A 19,376-nucleotide genomic window follows, 5' to 3' on the forward strand; every position below is an offset into this window, starting at 1 on the left:
AGCGATCACCAGTCCAGCGTGCCGCGCCACGCGCGGGCAAGATCCTCAACCCTGACATCCAGGCCCACACGCGACCACATGATCGAACCGGAATCATCGAGCGTACCGATCCGAACGACGCGTGCCCCCGCCTTCGCCGCCATCTCATCGATGCGTGCCAGGTGCCGCGGCTCGACCTCGATCACGTACCGCGAGGGCGCCTCAGAGAACGCGAATCCGTGCAACGCGTCGTGCGCCGCCTCGATCCTCAGCCCGAGCGGCGCATCGCCACCCTGCGTCCCGATCAGCATCTCCGAGAGCGCCACCAGCAGCCCACCGTCCGACACATCATGCGCCGAGCGAACCAGCCGTTCACGAACCATGGCCGCGACCAGGCGCGCCGTCTCAGGCCCGGACACAAGATCCACCGAAGGAATCTCCGCTTCCCCATCGGACGCACCGACGCCGAACATCGACGCATAGCGCGAAGCCCCGAGCCCGTGCGTTGAAGCCCGCGGCTCGATCAGCACAACCTCTGACCCCGCCCGCTTCGCGTCGCTCGTGCAGACGCACGACATATCCGGCACGATCCCCATGCCCGTGATCAGGAGCGTCGGCGGAATCTGCACCGTCCGCCCGTCCTCCGTCGTGAACTGGTTGTTGAGCGAGTCCTTCCCCGACACAAACGGTGTCCCATACGCCTTCGCACCGTCGTAGCACCCCTCCGCGGCCCGCACCAGCGAGCCGAGATTCTCCGGCTTCTGGCAGCTCGGCCAGCAGAAGTTGTCAAGGATCGCGACGCGCCCCGGGTCCACGCCGACGCACACAAGATTCCGCACACACTCGTCGATCGCCGCGAGAGCCATCTGATACGGATCGCCCCCGATCTCAGGATCGCCCACGGGCGTCTGCAACCCGCACGCGATCGCGATCCCCCGCCCGCTCCCCGGGATCGGCTCGATCACCGAACCATCACCCGGCCCGATCCCACCCGGGCCCACGAGCGGCTTCAGAATCGTGTTGCCCTGCACCTCGTGGTCGTACTGCCGGATGATCCAGTGCTTCGAAGCGATGTCCGGATGCGCGAGGAGCGCGAGGAGCGCGTCCCGCGTCGAAGGGCGGGGCGTCGCGACAGGTCCCCTCGCCGGAGAGGGTGACCACGAGGCGTCCCGCACGGGTGTCGGGATCCCCTCGTGAAGGAAGTGCATCGAAAGCCGTCCGACCTCGGTCCCCCGGTATCGAAGCACAAGCTCCTCACCGGGCGTGCCGAACGTGCCGAGCACGGAGAGTTCCACACCCTCTTCGTCGCAGATCCGACGGAGCGCATCGAGGTTCGCCGCCGGCACCGCGAGCACCATGCGCTCCTGCGCCTCGGAGATCCAGATCTCGGTATAGGAAAGCCCGTCATACTTCAGCGGCGCACGATCAAGGTCCACCGCCGCGCCAAGTGTCGCCCCCATCTCGCCGACGGCGGAGGAAAACCCTCCCGCGCCGCAGTCCGTCAGCCCGTGATAGAGCGGCTCGCCGTGCTCGTCGCGGGCCCGCAGGATCGCGTCCAGCGTCCGCTTCTCCTCGATCGCGTTGCCGATCTGCACCGCGTGCCCGAACTCATCCGCGTGCGAGTCCGTCAACTCCGCGGAGGAGAACGTCGCGCCGTGGATCCCGTCGCGACCCGTCCGCCCGCCCAATGCCACGATCAGGTCCCCTGCACGCGCCGCGCCCTTGACGCGGTTCCGGGGCAGCAGCCCGACGCACCCGCAGAAGACCAGCGGATTGCCGATATAGCGATCATCGAATGCGACCGCGCCCGAGACCGTCGGGATGCCCATGCGATTCCCGTAGTCCCGCACGCCCGCCACAACATCGCCCAGAATCCGGCGCGGGTGCAGCGTCCCCTTGGGCAGGGCCCGCACACCATCACGGGCCGCACCTTCCGTCCAGCGATCCGGGTACGCCACGCAGAACACATCGCTGTTCGCGATCGGCTTCGCACCCAGGCCCGTGCCGATCACGTCGCGGATGCACCCGCCCACGCCCGTCGCCGAACCGCCGTACGGCTCGATCGCCGAGGGGTGGTTGTGCGTCTCGACCTTGATGCACACGGCCCACGTGTCGTCCAGCGCGATCACGCCCGAGTTGTCCTTGAAAACCGAGAGCGTCCAGTCGATCCCCTCTTCGATCAGCTCGAACGTCGCCGCCGCGACCGTGGACTTGAGCAGATTCTCGATCGTCACCGTTCCGTCCGCGTTCACCGTGTGCCCCGGGCGGCCGCTCCAGCGGATCGCGTCCGTGGCCGTGCCCGGCGATTCGTACCTGATGCGGCTCTTGAGCGTCTTGTGCACGCAGTGCTCGGACCACGTCTGCGCCAGCGTCTCGAGCTCGATGTCGCTCGGGTCTCGTCCCACGCGCCGATATTCGCTCTGGATCGCACGCATCTCGTCCAGCGACAGGAACAGATGGGCCGTTCGCGAGAGCGAAGCGAGCGCACCATCATCAAGGTCGCGAATCGGCACGTGCGTGATCTTCAACGCGTATGCGTGCCCGGTCGGGAGCGCATCCGGATGGAACGGACGCTCCCGGATCTCGTGGATCACGGGATTCGCCAGCGCCCGCCGAGCGAACGACGCGGCGTCCGAGGCGTTGATCCCCCTGAAGTCATACCGCCACCCCGTCGAAACGTGCGCCGCGCTCCCCGTGAGATCGGCGATCGCCTCCGCGACAGACTGCGCCGCCGGGTCCATCACCCCCGGCTGGGGATGAACCTCGATCGTCACCGCGCCGGAAGGAGTGGGGGAGATCCCCTCGCGCGCTGTCTCGACGACCGGATCCGCCAGCAATCGGGACGAGATCCCCGCGAGCGATTCATGCGTTCCGTCAGAGCTTGGCTCGATCAGGTACACGCGTGCCGTCCGCACGCTCTCCACACCAACGCCCAGCGCGCGGGCCTGTGCCAGCACGGCATCGCCCCTGGGATCAACCCGACCGGGCGCGGTCGCGACCTCGAATCGGAGGACTCGTGGAGAGAGTGTGGAACCGTCGCGGCCGTCGTTCATGCGCCGATCATAGGAATCGCAAACACCCGCCCGACAGAATGACAGTCGCGATCAATACCCCGAGAATCGCCGCATGAACCACATCGCACCCTCGGGCGTTGTGTTGATCCAGTTCCACGTCCGGCCGGCATCCTCGATCGCTCTGGACGCCTTCTTTCGCTGCTCCTCCATCTTCGCCACGATCTCCTCCGTCGGGTAGACCGAGTCCAGCAGGAGCGAGACGCCGACACCGACAATGATGCCCACGGCGACCGGTGCCGCCGCGACCGAAGCCGCGCCCGCTGCGAGCATCGACGCCGCATAACCGATCGCGGCCCCGATACCCGCCTTTCCGACATCCGTCACAATCGTGAATCCCAGCTTGCTCGTCATCAGGTACTCATCGTTGACGACGGCCTGCAGGATGTCCGCACCCACCGTCAGAACGATCGTGATCCCCCCGCCCTTCATCGCCGACTTTGCGATCCCCGCTGGGCCGATCCCCATCTGCACAACCTTGGCGTGCTTGATCCCGTACCTCGTGCCCGTCAACGTCTGCCTGAGCCCAGGATACCCGCTGAGCACGACGTACTTCTTCCCGTTGGGCATCGTCTTGATCGTCGCCCGACCCGAGATTCCCATCTCCCGCACGAGTTTGCCGAGGTCGATCGTGTCGAGCGTGGGAGCGGCGTAATTCGCCGTTGCTTTGGCCATCGCAACGAACTCGGCCTCTGTGAAGATCGCCATCTCCATCCATGGCTCGCCGGTCGGTGTTACGCTCGCATACGTCGGCACCGACGTCAGCGCGGGCGGATCGGACTCGATCTTGCACATGCCCACCGGACCCTGACCGGTTAGAGAGAACGGCGATCGCCCCATCGAGCCCGTCGGGCCCGGAGGAGCAGAGTGGTTCTCACGATCCTCAAATCGCGGCACATACGTCTGCGTCACGACACGCTCCTTTCCCGTCAGCAGTCCACTGGTTGGTCCGACATCCGGCCGCAGTTCGACGCATTCTCGACGACCGAAGATTCCAGCCGCTTCCAATGCACAGTGCCCGGCACAGCCGCGACAATGTTGACCAGTCGCTTCTCAGGCACCCATTCCCGCCCAACCTGTTCGAGCCAAAACCGCTCACGCCGGCGCATCGCCCGCGCCGCGGCACCTGGAATGAAGATCTCATACCCCCAGCCCCGCAGCATGCCGATAAACTCCGCCGCGCTCGAGCCGCTCGCGCTCAGCATCTGCGGATTCACTTCCGCCACAATCGCCGGTTTACGAGTGGTGATCGCCCGAGCCAACCCCCGGAACGCCGCGGTCTCAAACCCCTCCACATCAATCTTGATCGTGAGCGGCGCACCCTCGGGATTGATGTGGTTGTCGCCCACGACCACCGGCACGTCATACGTCGCCGACACCTTCCCCTTATGCCTCGGCGGCAGCACCCCGAACGTCCCCGCGCCCGTGTTCCCCGTGGGCGGCACGCTCAGCGTCAGCGTCTGCTCGCGATCGCTGAACCCCGCCTCGATGATCCGCACCCACGACAGCCCGTTGGACTCCACATGCGCCCGCAGCTCCGCGCACACCGACGGGTTCGGCTCGATCGCCGTGACCATCCCCCGTGCCCCGACCGCGTACGCCCCGATCAGCACCGTCATCCCGATGTTGGCGCCGATGTCCAGGTACTCATCCCCCGGCCGCATCGCCCGCAGCAGGGCGACCTGCACCGGCAGATCGAACAATCGCCCGAGGAAGTACGCCCCGCGCTGGTGATAGTCCGCCAGATTCAGCCGCAATCGATACCCATGCCATCTTCCGCGGCACTCGGCGTGGCCTCGCGTCGTCCATCGCGCATTGTCCAGCACCCCGGCGCGCTCAAACCAATAACGCCGTCCCGGCAACTCCCAGCGGGAGACCAGATACGCCATCCGCGCCGAGATGCCATCGAGGCCTGACGAAGACACGTTCCGCTCCCCGTTACCTCAACCCATATTCCTTCAGTTTCCGATACAGCGTCCGCTCCCCGATCCCCAGCAACTGGGCCGCGTGCTCGCGGTTCCCGCCCGTGAGGCGCAGCGTCTCGCGGATCGCACGCTTCTCGATCTGCTCCAGCGAAGTCCCCGCCAGCGACCCAGGCGTCCCCGAGACCTCCTCACCCTCGTCCGCCGCCCGGATCTCCGGCGGAACATGCCTCACGTCGATCGTCACCGCCCCCTCCGCATCCGCCATCGCGTTCACCAACGCGTTCTGCACCACGTTCATCAACTGGCGCACGTTCCCCGGCCAGTTGTAACTCGTCAGACGCATCATCGCCGCATCCGTCACCGCCGGCACCGGCTTCCCGGGCAGCATCTTCTCCGCAAACCGCGCCAGCGCGTGATGCACGATCCGCGGGATGTCCTCGCGCCGCTCCCGCAGCGGCGGCAGCGCGACCTGTGCGCCGTTGATCCGGAAGTACAGATCCTCGCGGAACGTCCCCTCGCGCACCATCTGCTGCAGGTCCTTGTTCGTCGCCGAAACCACCCTCACGTCCGACTTCCGCGTCTCATTGGACCCCAGCCGCACCACCTCACCCGTCTCCAAGACACGCAGCAGCTTGGCCTGCATCTTCAGCGGCATGTCGCCGATCTCATCCAGAAACAGCGTGCCCCCGGACGCATACTCAAACACGCCCTCGCGGTCCTTCTCCGCCCCCGTGAACGCCCCGCGCACGTGCCCGAACAACTGGTCCTCGAGCAGCGACTCGGCCTCGGATGCACAGTTGATCGCCACGAATCTCGCCCTGGAGCGATTCGACAACTTGTGAATCGCCTGCGCGATCAGTTCCTTCCCCGTCCCGCTCTCGCCCGTGATCAGCACCGCCAGCGGCGAGGGAGCCACCGCCTTCACCGTTCGCAGGATGCGGCGCATCGGCTCCGATCCCGCCACGATCCCCTCGAACCCGTCGTGCTGCACGAGATTGCTCAGCGTGCCCGACTCGTGACGCAAGAGCGCGGTCTCCGCCGCCCGATTCACAAGCGAGCGAAAGACCTCAAGGTCCAGCGGCTTCTCGATGAAGTCGAACGCCCCGTGCTTGAACGCCGCCCGCGCCGTCGGCACATCCCCGTGCGCCGTCACCATGATCGTCTCGGCCGAGGGCTGCAACTTCCTCGCCTCCTGCAAAACAGTCAGCCCCGCGTCCGCGCCATCCGGAGCAATCCCGTTCACCCCCGCGGAGTTCGGCATCCGCAGGTCGGTGATGATGACATCGAACCCGCCGCCCTTCAGTTCCTCCATCGCCTGTGCCACGGAGTTCACGATCGTGCAGACGTGCCCCGGCTTGCGCAGGGCATCGGCCATCAGTTCGGCGTGCTCCGGCTCATCCTCGACGATCAGCACCTGGGCCGCGAGTTTCTCGGTCTGGTCCGTCATGCGACCAAGAGTGTAAGCGAACATGCTCCTGGTGGCACCGCTCTCCAGAGCGGTGTCTCTATGTCTTGGTAGCACCGCACTCATCAGCTGTGGGGACGGTCGAAACCTCGCGCCACACTTGAGACCGCTCCCACGCACCATCACGCAAGCATCGCCGACGAAGCCCGCCGCCCCGCCGCCAGAGCGATCGCCAGTGCGTCCGCCACATCATGGGGCGTCGGCGGCTCCGCCAGTCCGAAGAGCGTCTGCACCGCCCGCTGCATCTGCTCCTTCTTCGCGTGCCCGTGGCCCGTGACCGACCGCTTGACCTCCAGCGGCTTGAGTTCCATCAGCCGCACACCCCGCTGCCGGATCGCCAGCAGCAGGACGCCCCGGGCATGCCCCATCGCGATCGCCGTCGCCGGGTGCTTGTAGTGCGCGAACAACCCCTCGACCGCCACGATCTCCGGCTCAACCCGATCGAGCAGCCCGCGGAAGTCCGCATCCAGTTCCATCAGCCGCTCGGAGACCGTCCGCTTCTCAGCCCCCGTCGCCACCAGCCGGATCACACCCGCCTCCACGATTTCCGGCCGCCCGATCGCGTGCACAATGCACCCGTAGCCGGTGACTCGCAGACCGGGATCGATGCCGAGCACACGCATACGACGAGCATATCACGCGAGCGGCCCCCGGCAGGTGCCGAGGGCCGCGTCATCTCTTCGCCCGCTATCTCGACGGGCATTGCTCGTGTGGAGCGTCCGGGCGAGTGTGCTCTCGCCGGACGACTCCGATTGTGCGGCTCAATCCGGATACTTGTTGTTCCCCGACTTCCGCGCGTTCTGATCGCCGATGATCAGGCCGCCCACGCCGCCGATGATCGCGCCCGCTGCCGCGCCCTTGCCCATGTTGCCCGAGAGCGAGCCGAGCCCCATCCCGGCCAGTGCGCCGATCGCCGCGCCCGAAGCCGCGCCCTGTCCCGCGTTGTTGCACCCAACCGCCGTCGCCCCGAAGAGCGCAGCGCACGCCACCCACCCCACGCGCCGAGAGACCCTGCCGGTTGTCTTCGTGATTGTGTTCATCCGCCGCACTCCTCAATGCCTCATCCGCACACCGAGGCATCCATCTTCGATGCCCCATCTCTCAAGGAAATACCCACCCGACCCCAGTTGGTTCCGATCCGGACAGCACCGCTTGCACACAAGTATACGAACAAAGTCCGATTCGTGTCAGTTCCAGCTCATCCCCTTCGGCCACGATTCCGGATGCTGCTCCGATGCCCGTCGGATCAGCCCCTCGAGCGATGCCAGTTCCTGCCGGATCACCGCCGCACGCTTCAGGATGTCCCCCTCGGCCAGCAGGCGGTATCGGAGCGACTTCCCGCTCAGCATCGTGAACGACACAAGTTCCAAGAGGGCCGATGTCGGCACCTCGACGTTCTGCACATACTCAAGCACCGCCCGCGATGCCGCCAACTGAGAGAGCGGCCCCTCCGCCAGCGCCTCCTCCAGATACTCCCTCGCCTCAGAAAGCGACTCGTCATCCGGTGCCGCGCTATCGATCGGACGCAGCGTCGCCGCACGATACAGACGCGACTCATCCGGTCCCGACTCTTCCGCGATGCGTGCGCGGCACACGCCCTGCAGCAGCAGATTGAACCGCCCGTCCGTCAACTTCTCGTGCTGCGCGATCTGCCCGACGCACACCGCCGGCATCAGAGGCGGCCTCCCGTGATACTCCTGCTTCCACGCGCTCCCCTTGAACACCGCCATCGCGAACTGCCCCGAGCCGTCCAGCGCGTGCTCCACCATCTGCCTGTACCTGGGCTCGAAGATGTGCAGCGGCAGCACCTGCTGAGGAAGCAGCGAGACCGAGTCCAGCGGGAAGAGCGGAATCGGCTTCCCGAAGTTCACACGGATCGTGATGTCTTCCCCGTCTGACATCGCAGCACTCCGATACACCCGCGAAAGTGTACCGAGAACCGCCCCCCGCAGAAGCACCATCCTCGCCGCGAATCACGCCAGCGGATCGGGCCTGAAGAGCTTCGTGTCAAGGGCCCACTGCCGCTCCGTGAAGTTCCCCCCCAGATCCTGGTCGGCGTGGTCCGGTCGGGCCGCGACGAGCGCCATCGTCGTCTTGGCGTCAAGATTGTCAAGGATCGAGACGAGGATCGCCTCCGGCGTCGCGGGCACCTTCGCCGCGCCGAACTCGGGCACGCCGTGGTGGCTCAGGATGATGTGCTGGAGCACCAGGGCCGCGTTCGCGGGAACCCGTATCCCATGATCCCGGATCACCTGGTGCACCTTGTCGTGGAGCATGATCGCCCCCTCAACGATGTGCCCGACCAGCTCCCCCCGATCCGAGTACGAGAACGCGCGGTCGTACACCAGCTCGCGCGTCTTGCCCAGATCATGCAGGAACAGGCCCATCAGCACGATGTCGCGGCTGATCCTCGGATACAGCGGGCAGACGCGATCCGCAAGACGCATCAGCATCAGCGTGTGCTCGAGCAGCCCGCCCAGATACGCGTGGTGCATGCTCTTCGCCGCCGGCGCAGCCCGGAACTGCTCCATCAGGAACGCATCGTCAAGATACACCCGCGCCAGCGCCTTCATCGCCGGGTGCTCCAGCGTCTCCAGCAGCGCAACGACCTCCGCGAACATCGCGTCCACGTCGTTCTTCGTCGCCGGAAGCAGCTCGCGCATCTCCTCCGCCGTCGGGTCGTACGTGTCGATCACATGGATGATGATCTGAAGCTCGCCGTCGTACTTCTGCGTCTCCCCCTCGACCCACACGAACCCGTCCGTGGGGATCCGCTTGAACGTCGATTCCTCGATCGTCCACATCCGCCCCGGCACCTGCCCGGTCTTGTCCCCAAGCAGGCAGCGAAGGTACGGCTTATCCGTCCGCGTCCGGCCCATCTGCGCGTTCGCGATCGAGAACGCCCCCTTGATCCGCGACGAGGGCTCCATGTCCTTGATCAGCGTGCGCTGCGAGTGAGCAGTACCGGGCATGGAAAGTCTCCGTGAAGGGTGAAAGGACGTGCTGAATCACTGAAGCCAGTGCGAGGGGACATCCCCGTGGATCGCGCGAACCGTCGACCGAATGCCCCCGCGCCCGCGCCAGTCCGTCCTCACGACAAGCCACGCGGGGTTCATCAGTCGGGCCAGGTCGTCACGAATCCGGTTCGTCACCTGCTCGTAGTAGATCCCCTGGTTCCGGAACGCCTGAAGGTACATCTTCAGCGACTTCAGTTCCACGCACGTGCCGCCCGAACCGGGCTCACGAGGCACGAACCTCACCGTCACCGACCCGAAGTCCGGATGGCCCGTGACCGGGCACAAAGACGTGAACTCCTCCGCCACGTGCTCGACCACGAAGGGCCGCTCGGAGGGCGTCGGAAAGGCCTCAAGAAGTGCGAACTGCTCATTCTGCGTCATACGGCGTTAACCGTAGCGCGTCACAAGCTCCACGATCCGGGGCTGATTGGGCTGAATCTGCAGAGACCGCTTCAACGCCCGCATCGCCTCGTCCAGAGCCGCCCGGTCGCGACGATCGCTCCAGACATACCGGTTCAGCATGCACACGCCCACCCCGTTCAACGCCGGATAGTGATTCGGGTCGATCGCCAGCGAACTCTGGAAAGACGCCAGAGCCGCGTCGTACTCCTTGATCCGGAATCGCGCAAAGCCCAGACGCTCATACGCGATCGCCGACGGATTCCTCGCGACCAGTTGCTCCAGCGTCGCCAGCATCTCCGCGTACCGCTCGGTCTTCCCGTACGAATCCGCGAGATTCAGCAGCAACTCCGCCGACAGCGTCATGTGCTCAGCCGCCTGCAGGTACTCCGTCACCGCCTCTGAATGGCGGTTCATCGCGGCATACACCGACCCCAGATTCACACGCGCCGGCCCCGACGACGGATTCAACCGCACCGCCCGCTGCGCATAAGGCAACGCCTGCCCCGGCTCCTGCAACTGCAAGTACGCCGTCGCGAGATTCAGATTGGCCTCAAAGTCCTCGGGCCGGATCGCAAGAGCCCTCAGGTACGCCCGAACCGCCTCGGTCACGCGATTCAGAAGCTGCAGCGTCAGCCCGTGCTTGTACTGCGCATCAAAGTTCTGGGGCTCCGTCCGCGCCGCCTGAGCGTACCGGCGCTCCGCCTCCGGATAGTCGCCACGCTCCCTGTAGATATCCCCCGCCCCGAGATACGCCACCGTCAACCGAGGGTTCACCTCGATCGCACGCTCAAACTCGGCGAGCGCGGCGTTCAGATCGCCCTCGGCCTTCAGCATCTCCGCCCGCGTCACAGACTCGATCGCCGCGACGTCGATCACCTCCTGATCGCGCGACACCCGCGGCCGCTGCCGCTCGCTTCCCGAACCCCCGCCAGAAGACGAGCACCCGCCAACGACCGCCGCGAGCGACACCAGTCCGACAAGAGCAACCACAGAGACGCCACGATGGGTATTCGACATGTGCCAACCTTCACGCAAAGCACCACAAGAACACGCGAACCCACACCTCGGGCCGCTGCCAAACGACTTCCTCACCCTCCACATGGCCAGATACAAAGACCAGACACTGATGTTATCGGCACCTCAACCCCACCCAGTGAAGCCAGATACGCCGGGAGGACGCCGATCGTTCGCCGGGATCAGCCCACAGGCAGCCCCGATCCTCACCCCGCGGCCAGTTTCCTGAGCCGGCCGAGGTTCACCGCGTCCATCGGCGTCCCATCCTCCGCATCCTCTTTCGGCGTCTCCATGATCTTCGGGATCGTCGCGAACCGCTCACACTCCAGCACGGACGCGAACCCGCTCGATGCCAGCCGCTTCGGCGTCGTCCCGCCGCCGATCGTCCCCTCGCCGATGTGCGCGTGCCTGTCCTTGTTGGACCCCGCCGGCGCCTGCGAGTCGTTCATATGCATCACACGCACATGCTCCAGCCCGCACGCACCGTTCAACGCGTCCAGCATCGCCGCGCCGCCGGATCGCTCTGAAATGTCATACCCCGCGGCGTGCGCATGGCACGTATCAATGCAGAACCCGATCCGCTCCGGCGTGCACCCCGTGCCATCCAGAATCATCCGCCGCAGCCCCCCAAGCTCCTCGAACGTGCGCCCCAGCGTGGTCCCCGCACCCGCCGTGTTCTCAAGGCACGAAACCGTCGTGTATCCCTTTGTCTGCTTGAACAGCACCTTGTACGCCTTCGCGATGCGTGCCAGCCCCTCCTCACGCGTCTGGCCGACTGCCGCGCCGGGGTGATGGACGAGGTATCGGATCCCAAGCGTCTCGCACCGCTCGATCTCATCCAGCATCAGGTTGACGGACTTCTCCCAGAGTTCCTCGTTCGCGCTCGCGAGATTGATGAGATAGCTCGCGTGCGACACGATCCGGTCGCCCCACCCCAGCCGCTTCACCTCCCCCTTCCACTCCGCCACCATCGCCGGATCCAGCGGCTTGGCCTTCCATTGCTGCTGGTTCTTGGTGAACACCTGCACGGTCTCCAGCCCAAGCTTCTCCGCCTCGTGCAAGGCGTTGACCATCGAGCCGGCGATAGACAGGTGGGATCCGAACATGAGACGAGTGTATGGGGGTAGCCAGGATGCGCCAGACGCGCTGCGCAAGCAATCGCAGCGAAAGGCGTGGATGATGGGAACCCAAGGGCGTTCGGCAGGGTTCATATGGGCGTGAGCGACGGCATGGCCATCTCGATGCGGATCGGAGCGAGCGATGTGGACTCCAAGACGCCGACCGCCGAAAGCCCCGCACAGATCGCCCCAGCCGAGAACGCCCTCGCCTCGCCCACGCCGCTCGAAGAATCGCTCCTGATCGAGCGTGCAAGGACCGATCGCCGGGCCTTCGCACCCCTCTACCTCGCGCACTACGCGCCGATCCTCGCCCACATCTTCCGGCGCATCGGCGACCCGCACGCCTCGCAGGACATCGCCGCAGAGACGTTCATCCGCGCCATGAACAACATCTCAAAGTACCGAGACCAGGGCCTCTCGTTCCGCCACTGGCTCCTCCGGATCGCGACCAACGAGACCAACCGGAATCTGCTCCGAGATCGGCGCCGCCGCCACCGCGAACGAAGCGTCGCGTGGAACAAACGCCTGCCCTCGGAGCACGCCGACCAGGAGACCGCAGAAGACATCGGCCTCGCGCTCAAGTCGCTCAGCGTCGAGCATCAGGCCGTGCTCGCCCTTCATTACTTCGAAGGGCTCGACGTCGAACAGATCGCCCGTGTGCTGGGGACAAAGCCGGGAACCGTCAAGAGTCGCATGTCACGAGCACGGGCCGCGATGGCCCGGATGCTCGAAGCGGGCACACACGAAACGGAGGGTGCGCGATGAACAAGACCAACCACAACACACGCCCCGCCACGCAATCGCCCGAGAGAGACGCGAGCAGCAAGGTCGGTGGGGCAGCGGCGCACGTCCCCGCCCGTGACTCTGAAGATCACATCGCGCGTGCGATGAGGGTTCTCATGGATCGGGAATGGCCCGGCCCGAACCCGTCGGATCGGAACCATCGAATCGAGGAGGCCATCATGGCTGGAAGCACTGGCAGAGGATTGTCGAAGCGTCACATCTGGGCGGGCGGAATCCTGCTCCTGCTCGCGGGCTCGGCGATCGGCGCCGTCGCCACGAACATCATCACCCAGCGGTTCACCGGCTACGTCGAACTCGAAGACGGAAGCCGCGTACCGGTCCAGGGCGTCATGACGATCGAGACCGAGGGCGCGCACAAGCAGGCCACGATCAACGTCGAGAATCTGCCCGCTGGTGCAGCCATCACCGGCGGCGAGTGGCGCACGCAGGATGGACGCGTCATCCATGTGCAACCCGTCGATGGCGGAGCCGCGGCAACCTTCGTGCCCGCAGGCGCGGGCAAGAATTCCGCCGACGGCAACTGATCCCACACCGCCGCTCCGCGGTCCTCACACTCAAACCACCATCCGCCCTCGTCTCTCCCGGCTTCACACCCGGCGCGGCGTGGGCGTTTGGCGCCTGGGCGGAGTAACAGTCTCGACGTATGCTGGGAACGTGGAGCACACCGATACCGCCCAACATCAGAAGCAGAACAGTCCCGAATCGTCCGGCACGCAGACGCGACTGCCGCAGGACGCATCCGAGGCAATCCCGCAACTCGTCAAGTCGCACGGTGATCGCATCATGGGGCTCGCCCTGCGTCTCACGCGATCTCGACACGAGGCCGAAGACCTCGTGCAAGAGACCTTCGCACAAGCATTCCGAAAGTGGGGGACCTTCCGAGGAGAGAGTGACCCCGGCACATGGCTCTACACCATCGCCGTGCGACTGTGGAGAAAGAAGTCCCGCCGATCAGGGCGCGCACCGCGATCCCTGACCGACTTGGCCCCCTTCAAGGACGCGACCGTCGCCGATCTCACGCTCGCAAAGCCCTCAACCATCGATGACATCCCCGCAAAGCGAGAGGCGATCACCGCGATGGAGCACGCCATCGCTTCACTCCCCGATGAGTTCCGTCTCGCGATCGTCCTCAAAGACATCCTTGAACTCGATACCACCGATGTCGCCGCCGCGCTCGGCATCAAGCCCCAGACCGTCAAGACACGCGTCCACCGCGCACGACTCCTCCTCCGCGCCAAACTCATGACCCGGGTGCCGCAACGGAAAGCCCCCGCGCCGATCTACGAGAAGCAGGTCTGCTTCGATCTCCTCCGGGCCAAACTCGACGCCATGGACGCGGGCCGCGGCTTCCCGATCGGACAGTCCGTCGTTTGCGAACGCTGCCGCGCCGTCTTCGCAGAACTCGATCTCACGCAGAACGTCTGTGCGGCTCTTTCAACCGGAGCGATCTCCACATCGCTCCAGAATCGTCTGAGAGCCATCGCCGCAAGCCCCGCGAAAGCCCCACCGTCACGCAAGCCCGCACGAAGCCGCTGAATCCGGGAACCGACCGCTCGGCCGGGGTCTCTCAACATCGGGTGCTGCTTCCGCGGCCCCTGATTGGAGTACCCATGCCGAATCTCCTGCAAGTCTCCCGGTGGTCCCCATACGCGGTCGGTGCCGGAATCGGCGTCCTGTCGTGGGCGACCTTCTACTTCATGAACAAGGCCCTCGGAACGAGCACCTCCTTCGTAGGTGCCGCACAATGCCTCATCGGCAGCGTCGCGCCCGAGCACGCCGAGGCCAACGCCTACTTCGTCAAGGAGTACGGGGCCAAGGGAGGCGGCTTCAAGCCCATCCTCGACTGGCAGATGGCGCTCGACATCGCCCTCATCGCAGGCGCATTCCTCGCTGCGTGGCTCGCGAGGGACTTCCAGGGCCGCGCGGTGCCCGGCGTGTGGGCCGAGCGTTTCGGACCCTCGCGAGCCAAGCGATACGCCGCGGCCCTCATCGGCGGCTTCATCCTCATGTTCGGCGCACGCATGGCCGGCGGCTGCACCTCCGGCCACGGCATCTCCGGCGGCCTGCAACTGGCCGTCTCCTCATGGACGTTCTTCGTCAGCATGTTCATCTCCGGCGTCGTCGCCGCCGCACTCATGTTCGGTCTCGGCGGGCGCACCGCCACGAAGGGGGCTTCCCATGTTTGACCATGCGATTGCGGATCCGAAGACGCTGCTAATGGGCATCATCACGGGGCTTGTGTTCGGCTTCCTGCTGCACAAGGGAGGCGTGACGCGTTACAACGTCATCGTGAACCAGTTCAGGTTCAAGGACTTCACCGTCCTCAAGACCATGCTCACCGCGATCGTCGTCGGCGCGATCGGCATCTGGGGCATGAAGCAGGCCGGGATGATCGAAGGGCTCCAGGTCAAGGGCGCAGCCCTCGCGATGAACGGCATCGGCGGCGCGATCTTCGGCGTCGGCATGGTCGTTCTTGGCTACTGCCCCGGGACCGCGCTCGCTGCGCTCGGATCGGGCAGCCGCGATGCAGGCGCCGGTGTGATCGGCATGCTCTTCGGAGCCTCGGCGTACGCCGAGGCATTCCCGTGGATCTCCGCGCGACTGGACCCCATCGCCAACTTCGGCAAGGTCACGTTTGCTGACGTCCTGCACGTCTCGCCGTGGCTCCTGATCGCGGTCCTCGCTGTCTTCGCCATCGGGCTGTTCGTGGTGCTGGAGCGGATCGGGCGTCGGACCGCACCAGCCTGAGCGTGCAAGGCCTTGCGAACGAGTAGCGTCTTCCGCTACGCTGCCGCCGTGAGCAAGAAGAAAGCGCCCGATCCATTCCCGGTTCCGCCAAACGTCCGGCTCTACATGCTGAAGCAACACCTGGAGGGCGAGCCTTGGCGAGTTCAGAACCGACTTGAATGGCTGCATGATCCGAAGCGCACGGTTGGGGTGTTCCTGAGGGCCGACAAGCTCTACATCGTGACAGAGAGCCAGGCCGAAAGCGGCGTTTGGTTGCATGAAGGACCAGTTTCGGTGCTGACCGCCACGTGCTCGGATGATGAGCTAGCGCCGGTTGTTCGAGAGCACCTTGCCAGAAGCCGCGGCAATCTCAATGTTGATACCCGCCAGACAAACAACGCTCTTCCGCACGCGGCAGGCGTGAAGTCTTGGAGTGCGTTCCAGCGAAGTGCGTATGCCGTGAGCATTTGCCGACAGAAATCGCTCACGATCACGCCGTACCGAAGAGAGAAGGGCCATTGCGACTTTGTGCCGGCATCGACCGGAGAGATCGTCCGGCCACTCGATCGAACCGATGCTGAGCTGTGCCGGGCTATCCGCGATGGGCTGGAAATCGCAAAGCGTGAGAGCTGAGCGCCTCACGCAGATTGCTTCTACGCTTGCGGCATGAGCCGAACCCCAGCCGGAAATCACAGCGGAAGTCTCAGCGGCCGCATCGCAATCGTGACAGGCGCCTCCGCCGGCATCGGCGAGGCCATCGCCCGCGACCTGCACGCCCACGGTGCCTCCATCGTAATCAACGCCCGTCGCGCCGAGAAGCTTGAACAACTCGCCAAGTCCCTCGGCTCACGCGTCGCCATCGCCCCCGGCGATGCCGCGGAAGATTCCACCATCGCCGCCATGCTCGACACCGCCCGCACCACGTTCGGGGGCGGCACGCGCGAGGCTGACCTCATCGTCATCAACGCAGGGCGCGGCCTCGGCGGCACCGTCATCACCTCCGACATCTCCCAGTGGGACGAGATGATCCGGACGAACATCCTCGCCGCCGCGAAACTCATCCGCGCTTCGGGCCAGCGACTCCTGAAAGAACAAGAGGGCAAACAAGGCGAAGCCCTTCTCGACCGCGCCCGCGACATCATCGTCCTCGGCTCCACCGTCGGCCGCCACGTCTCGCCCTTCTCCTCCATGTACGGCGGCACCAAGTTCAACGTCCACGGCATGGTCGAGGGTGTCCGCCGCGAGATCGGCCCGAAGGGCATCCGCGTCTCCCTCATCGAGCCCGGCTTCGTCGTCTCAGAGTTCCAGGGTGTCGCCGGCTACGACGACGCGTGGCTCAAGGGCGTCTGGGACCGCATCGGCCCCGTCCTGAAGCCCGAAGATGTCGCCCGCACCGTCTCCTTCATCGCACAACAACCCCCCGCGGTCCACATCAACGACATCATGCTCCGGCCCACACGTCAGGACTATCCATGAGCGACTCGATCGAAATGACCCAGCAGCGCTGGGACCGCACCGCCGCCTACATCCGCGATGTCTTCGCCAAGACCGACGCCCGCCACGCCGGCATCATGGAACGCGCGGTCGCCGCGGGCATGCCCCCGATCGATGCCGGCCCCGAAACCGGCCGCTTCCTCCAGGTCCTCGCCACCTCCCTCAACGCCAAGCTCATCATCGAGGTCGGCACACTCGCCGGATACTCCGCGATCTGGCTCGCAAGAGGACTCGCCCCCGGCCTGACCGCTCGCAGCCCGCGCGAAGGGCGCATCATCACCATCGAGGCCTCCGCCAACCACGCCGCATTCGCGCAGCAGGAGATCGACGCCGCCAACCTCGGCTCCTCTATCACCATCCGCCAGGGCAAGGGCGTGGAGGTCCTCCCCGTGCTGCTCCGCGAACTCGGGCATGATGCCGCCGATCTCATCTTCTTCGATGCCCAGCGCAGCGAGTACCTCACCATGCTCGACACCGCGCACGCCCTCCTCCGGCGAGGCGGCATCCTCGCCATCGACAACGCCCTCGCCGCCGGGCGTTGGACCGCCGACCCCATCCCACACGGCGAGCAGCCCGATCAGATGGACCTCGTCAACCGCGCCCTCGCCGCCGATCCCCGCTTCCGCTCCACCCTCGTCCCCGTCGGCAACGGCGTGCTGATAGCCGTCAAGATCTGACATCCGTTCCATCGAAGTCGAGTGGGGGGCGACTTCGATGCTTGCTTGGGTGGCACCGCTCTCCAGAGCGGTGTCCTTCCCTTGCCACTGGCTGCTCGTCAGCCAGTGCTCTGCGTGCCACTCGCCCCGGCGAGTCCTTCCGTCTCTCCCGCCCGTATCCTCTCCCTGTGGAGCTCACGCCCCTCCGCTACTTCGTCGCCATCGCCCGCGCAGGGCACATCACCCGCGCTGCGATCTCACTCGGCGTCACCCAGCCCGCCCTCTCCGCATCCATCCAGCGCCTCGAATCCGAGGTCGGCGCACCCCTCCTCCATCGCACCGGCAAAGGCGTCGAACTCACCGATGCCGGACGCGCCTTCCTCACACACGCAGAAGAGGCCCTGCGTGCATCCGACACCGCCACCCGTGCCGTCCGCGAGGTCATGGGCCTCGAACGAGGCAGCATCCGCATCGGCGGCGGCGCAACCGCCGTCGCCTACCTCCTCCCCCCCGTCGTCTCCGCCCTGCGAAAGTCCCACCCGGGACTCCGTTTCTTCGTCCGCGAGGGCGGCTCAACCGACGTCGCCAAGGCCGTCCTCTCCGGCGAACTCGATCTCGGCATCGTCACCCTCCCCGTCGCCATCCCCGATGCCGACGGGCTCGTCCGCGTGCCGCTCGTCGAAGACGAGCTCCGCCTCATCGTCCCACCCGGCCACCGCCTCGCCCCGAAGCTCTCGAGGCCGACCACGCCGAGAAAGCGCAACGTCCCGGCCGGGGAGTTCCGCTGGAACGACCTCGCCGGAGAGCCCTTCGTCGCCTTCGAGGCCGGCACCGCCGTGCGGGCCGTCGTCGATCGCGCCGCCTCCGCCGCCGGCGTCACGCTCAACGTCATCATGGAACTCCGATCGATCGAATCCATCAAGTCGATGGTCGATGCGGGCATCGGCATCGCCCTCGTCAGCCGCTTCGCGCTCGACAACCATGCGGGATTCGGCTGCCGCGACGGACGCCTCTCACGCTCCCTCGCCCTGATCCGCCGACGCGACCGCGCCCGCAGCCCCGCCGCAGAGGCCTTCGAAAAAGAACTCCTCGCCCGCGTGGGCAAGTCCGCGCGTCCACAAGGCGCACCTCGCGAGTCACGTGGTAGACTGCACTGATGAGCGAGCCGATCATCGAACGCGTCGAGACCGAGGAAGAACGCTTCGAGCGTCTCCGAGCGATGACGCCTGCTGAGCGCATGGAATATGGATTCGAGATAGTGGACCGCGAGCAAAAGGCACTCGCTGCGGTAATCAGAGCGGAAGGCCACGATTGGCCGGAGTGGCGCGTGTGCTTCGAGGTCACGTGGCGCACACTCGAAGAGGACAACAAGGTCGAGTGGCTCGAGGTCTTCAAGATCCTTGCGAAGATGAACGGCTCATCAGAGACGCTCGGGCCTGAGTACACAGAGGGCGTGCGCCCCAAGTTCCCGCCCGGCACCCCATACTCGCCTCGATTCTGACCTTCCCACTCCTCTCTCCGCGATCTCCGCGGCCCTCCGCGTTGAGTCCTCTTCTTCCGGCTCCTCCGCCTCTTCCACCACGTCTTCCTCCGTGGCCCTCGGTGGCCCTCCGTGGTGAATCCTCTTCCTCTCCGCGTCCTCCGCGGCCCCTCGCCCAGGCGAGTCTTCGATCCGCGTTGAATCCTTGTTTCATCACAAGAATC

The 19,376-nt window shown here is 65.8% G+C and carries 21 protein-coding genes; 10 read left to right on the forward strand and 11 right to left on the reverse strand.

Going from position 1 to position 19,376, the window contains the following annotated elements; translation table 11 throughout:
• Positions 1-5 precede the first annotated feature (5 nt).
• The 11 genes from KF838_00685 to KF838_00735 form a co-directional block, all read right to left on the reverse strand.
• Positions 6-3,032 (reverse strand): phosphoribosylformylglycinamidine synthase subunit PurS, encoded by a 3,027-nt coding sequence (locus KF838_00685; protein QYK48383.1) that lies wholly within the window; start codon positions 3,030-3,032, stop codon positions 6-8.
• 51 nt (positions 3,033-3,083) lie between these two features.
• Positions 3,084-3,962: a hypothetical protein gene (locus tag KF838_00690; GenBank protein ID QYK48384.1), complete on the reverse strand. Its 879-nt coding sequence runs from the start codon at positions 3,960-3,962 to the stop codon at positions 3,084-3,086.
• Positions 3,963-3,979: 17 nt separating this feature from the next.
• Complete coding sequence (locus KF838_00695) at positions 3,980-4,975, reverse strand: FkbM family methyltransferase (protein ID QYK48385.1); 996 nt, start codon at positions 4,973-4,975, stop codon at positions 3,980-3,982.
• A 13-nt stretch (positions 4,976-4,988) separates the two neighbouring features.
• Positions 4,989-6,422 carry a sigma-54-dependent Fis family transcriptional regulator gene (locus KF838_00700; protein ID QYK48386.1) on the reverse strand — a complete coding sequence of 478 codons (1,434 nt, stop codon included), beginning with the start codon at positions 6,420-6,422 and terminating at the stop codon, positions 4,989-4,991.
• Positions 6,423-6,562: 140 nt separating this feature from the next.
• Positions 6,563-7,063 (reverse strand): crossover junction endodeoxyribonuclease RuvC, encoded by a 501-nt coding sequence (ruvC, locus tag KF838_00705; GenBank protein QYK48387.1) that lies wholly within the window; start codon positions 7,061-7,063, stop codon positions 6,563-6,565.
• Between the two features lie 138 nt (positions 7,064-7,201).
• Positions 7,202-7,480: a hypothetical protein gene (locus KF838_00710; protein ID QYK48388.1), complete on the reverse strand. Its 279-nt coding sequence runs from the start codon at positions 7,478-7,480 to the stop codon at positions 7,202-7,204.
• Between the two features lie 147 nt (positions 7,481-7,627).
• On the reverse strand, positions 7,628-8,341 hold the full coding sequence (locus KF838_00715; GenBank protein QYK48389.1) for an LON peptidase substrate-binding domain-containing protein: 714 nt from the start codon (positions 8,339-8,341) through the stop codon (positions 7,628-7,630).
• A gap of 72 nt (positions 8,342-8,413) precedes the next feature.
• Entirely contained in the window at positions 8,414-9,412 is a 999-nt protein-coding gene (locus KF838_00720; GenBank protein ID QYK48390.1) for an HD domain-containing protein, read from the reverse strand.
• Positions 9,413-9,448: 36 nt separating this feature from the next.
• Positions 9,449-9,838 (reverse strand): preQ(1) synthase, encoded by a 390-nt coding sequence (gene queF / locus KF838_00725; GenBank protein QYK48391.1) that lies wholly within the window; start codon positions 9,836-9,838, stop codon positions 9,449-9,451.
• 6 nt (positions 9,839-9,844) lie between these two features.
• Positions 9,845-10,876: a tetratricopeptide repeat protein gene (locus KF838_00730; GenBank protein ID QYK48392.1), complete on the reverse strand. Its 1,032-nt coding sequence runs from the start codon at positions 10,874-10,876 to the stop codon at positions 9,845-9,847.
• A 203-nt stretch (positions 10,877-11,079) separates the two neighbouring features.
• Positions 11,080-11,979 carry a deoxyribonuclease IV gene (locus KF838_00735; GenBank protein ID QYK48393.1) on the reverse strand — a complete coding sequence of 300 codons (900 nt, stop codon included), beginning with the start codon at positions 11,977-11,979 and terminating at the stop codon, positions 11,080-11,082.
• A gap of 123 nt (positions 11,980-12,102) precedes the next feature.
• On the opposite strand from KF838_00735, the gene KF838_00740 reads away from it, so the two are divergent.
• From KF838_00740 to KF838_00785, 10 genes are all read left to right on the forward strand, one after another.
• Positions 12,103-12,756 (forward strand): RNA polymerase sigma factor, encoded by a 654-nt coding sequence (locus tag KF838_00740; protein QYK48394.1) that lies wholly within the window; start codon positions 12,103-12,105, stop codon positions 12,754-12,756.
• Entirely contained in the window at positions 12,753-13,319 is a 567-nt protein-coding gene (locus KF838_00745; protein ID QYK48395.1) for a hypothetical protein, read from the forward strand. Before KF838_00740 ends, KF838_00745 begins: the two co-directional genes overlap by 4 nt.
• Positions 13,320-13,449: 130 nt before the next feature.
• Positions 13,450-14,331, forward strand: a complete 882-nt coding sequence (locus tag KF838_00750; protein QYK48396.1) for an RNA polymerase sigma factor — start codon at positions 13,450-13,452, stop codon at positions 14,329-14,331.
• A gap of 74 nt (positions 14,332-14,405) precedes the next feature.
• Entirely contained in the window at positions 14,406-14,981 is a 576-nt protein-coding gene (locus KF838_00755) for a YeeE/YedE family protein (protein ID QYK48397.1), read from the forward strand.
• On the forward strand, positions 14,974-15,543 hold the full coding sequence (locus tag KF838_00760; protein ID QYK48398.1) for a YeeE/YedE family protein: 570 nt from the start codon (positions 14,974-14,976) through the stop codon (positions 15,541-15,543). Before KF838_00755 ends, KF838_00760 begins: the two co-directional genes overlap by 8 nt.
• A gap of 48 nt (positions 15,544-15,591) precedes the next feature.
• Entirely contained in the window at positions 15,592-16,155 is a 564-nt protein-coding gene (locus tag KF838_00765) for a hypothetical protein (protein QYK48399.1), read from the forward strand.
• A 33-nt stretch (positions 16,156-16,188) separates the two neighbouring features.
• Complete coding sequence (locus KF838_00770) at positions 16,189-16,998, forward strand: SDR family oxidoreductase (protein QYK48400.1); 810 nt, start codon at positions 16,189-16,191, stop codon at positions 16,996-16,998.
• The gene (locus tag KF838_00775) at positions 16,995-17,693 is read left to right on the forward strand and encodes an O-methyltransferase (GenBank protein ID QYK48401.1); all 699 of its coding nucleotides are present in this window, start codon (positions 16,995-16,997) and stop codon (positions 17,691-17,693) included. Before KF838_00770 ends, KF838_00775 begins: the two co-directional genes overlap by 4 nt.
• 167 nt (positions 17,694-17,860) lie before the next feature.
• Positions 17,861-18,829 carry a LysR family transcriptional regulator gene (locus tag KF838_00780; GenBank protein ID QYK48402.1) on the forward strand — a complete coding sequence of 323 codons (969 nt, stop codon included), beginning with the start codon at positions 17,861-17,863 and terminating at the stop codon, positions 18,827-18,829.
• Positions 18,829-19,173 carry a hypothetical protein gene (locus KF838_00785; protein QYK48403.1) on the forward strand — a complete coding sequence of 115 codons (345 nt, stop codon included), beginning with the start codon at positions 18,829-18,831 and terminating at the stop codon, positions 19,171-19,173. Before KF838_00780 ends, KF838_00785 begins: the two co-directional genes overlap by 1 nt.
• Positions 19,174-19,376 lie beyond the last annotated feature (203 nt).

This window comes from Phycisphaeraceae bacterium, assembly GCA_019454185.1.
GTDB lineage: Bacteria > Planctomycetota > Phycisphaerae > Phycisphaerales > UBA1924 > JAHBWV01.

Bases quoted from the DNA above. Each gene is read 5' to 3' on its own strand.
- KF838_00715 (QYK48389.1), bottom strand. From the start codon at position 8,341: ATGTCAGACGGGGAAGACATCACGATCCGTGTGAACTTCGGGAAGCCG.
- KF838_00775 (QYK48401.1), top strand. From the start codon at position 16,995: ATGAGCGACTCGATCGAAATGACCCAGCAGCGCTGGGACCGCACCGCC.
- KF838_00720 (QYK48390.1), bottom strand. From the start codon at position 9,412: ATGCCCGGTACTGCTCACTCGCAGCGCACGCTGATCAAGGACATGGAG.
- KF838_00755 (QYK48397.1), top strand. From the start codon at position 14,406: ATGCCGAATCTCCTGCAAGTCTCCCGGTGGTCCCCATACGCGGTCGGT.
- KF838_00740 (QYK48394.1), top strand. From the start codon at position 12,103: ATGGCCATCTCGATGCGGATCGGAGCGAGCGATGTGGACTCCAAGACG.
- KF838_00730 (QYK48392.1), bottom strand. From the start codon at position 10,876: ATGTCGAATACCCATCGTGGCGTCTCTGTGGTTGCTCTTGTCGGACTG.
- ruvC (QYK48387.1), bottom strand. From the start codon at position 7,063: ATGCGTGTGCTCGGCATCGATCCCGGTCTGCGAGTCACCGGCTACGGG.
- KF838_00735 (QYK48393.1), bottom strand. From the start codon at position 11,979: ATGTTCGGATCCCACCTGTCTATCGCCGGCTCGATGGTCAACGCCTTG.
- KF838_00745 (QYK48395.1), top strand. From the start codon at position 12,753: ATGAACAAGACCAACCACAACACACGCCCCGCCACGCAATCGCCCGAG.
- KF838_00710 (QYK48388.1), bottom strand. From the start codon at position 7,480: ATGAACACAATCACGAAGACAACCGGCAGGGTCTCTCGGCGCGTGGGG.
- KF838_00700 (QYK48386.1), bottom strand. From the start codon at position 6,422: ATGACGGACCAGACCGAGAAACTCGCGGCCCAGGTGCTGATCGTCGAG.
- KF838_00785 (QYK48403.1), top strand. From the start codon at position 18,829: ATGAGCGAGCCGATCATCGAACGCGTCGAGACCGAGGAAGAACGCTTC.
- KF838_00770 (QYK48400.1), top strand. From the start codon at position 16,189: ATGAGCCGAACCCCAGCCGGAAATCACAGCGGAAGTCTCAGCGGCCGC.
- KF838_00760 (QYK48398.1), top strand. From the start codon at position 14,974: ATGTTTGACCATGCGATTGCGGATCCGAAGACGCTGCTAATGGGCATC.
- queF (QYK48391.1), bottom strand. From the start codon at position 9,838: ATGACGCAGAATGAGCAGTTCGCACTTCTTGAGGCCTTTCCGACGCCC.
- KF838_00685 (QYK48383.1), bottom strand. From the start codon at position 3,032: ATGAACGACGGCCGCGACGGTTCCACACTCTCTCCACGAGTCCTCCGA.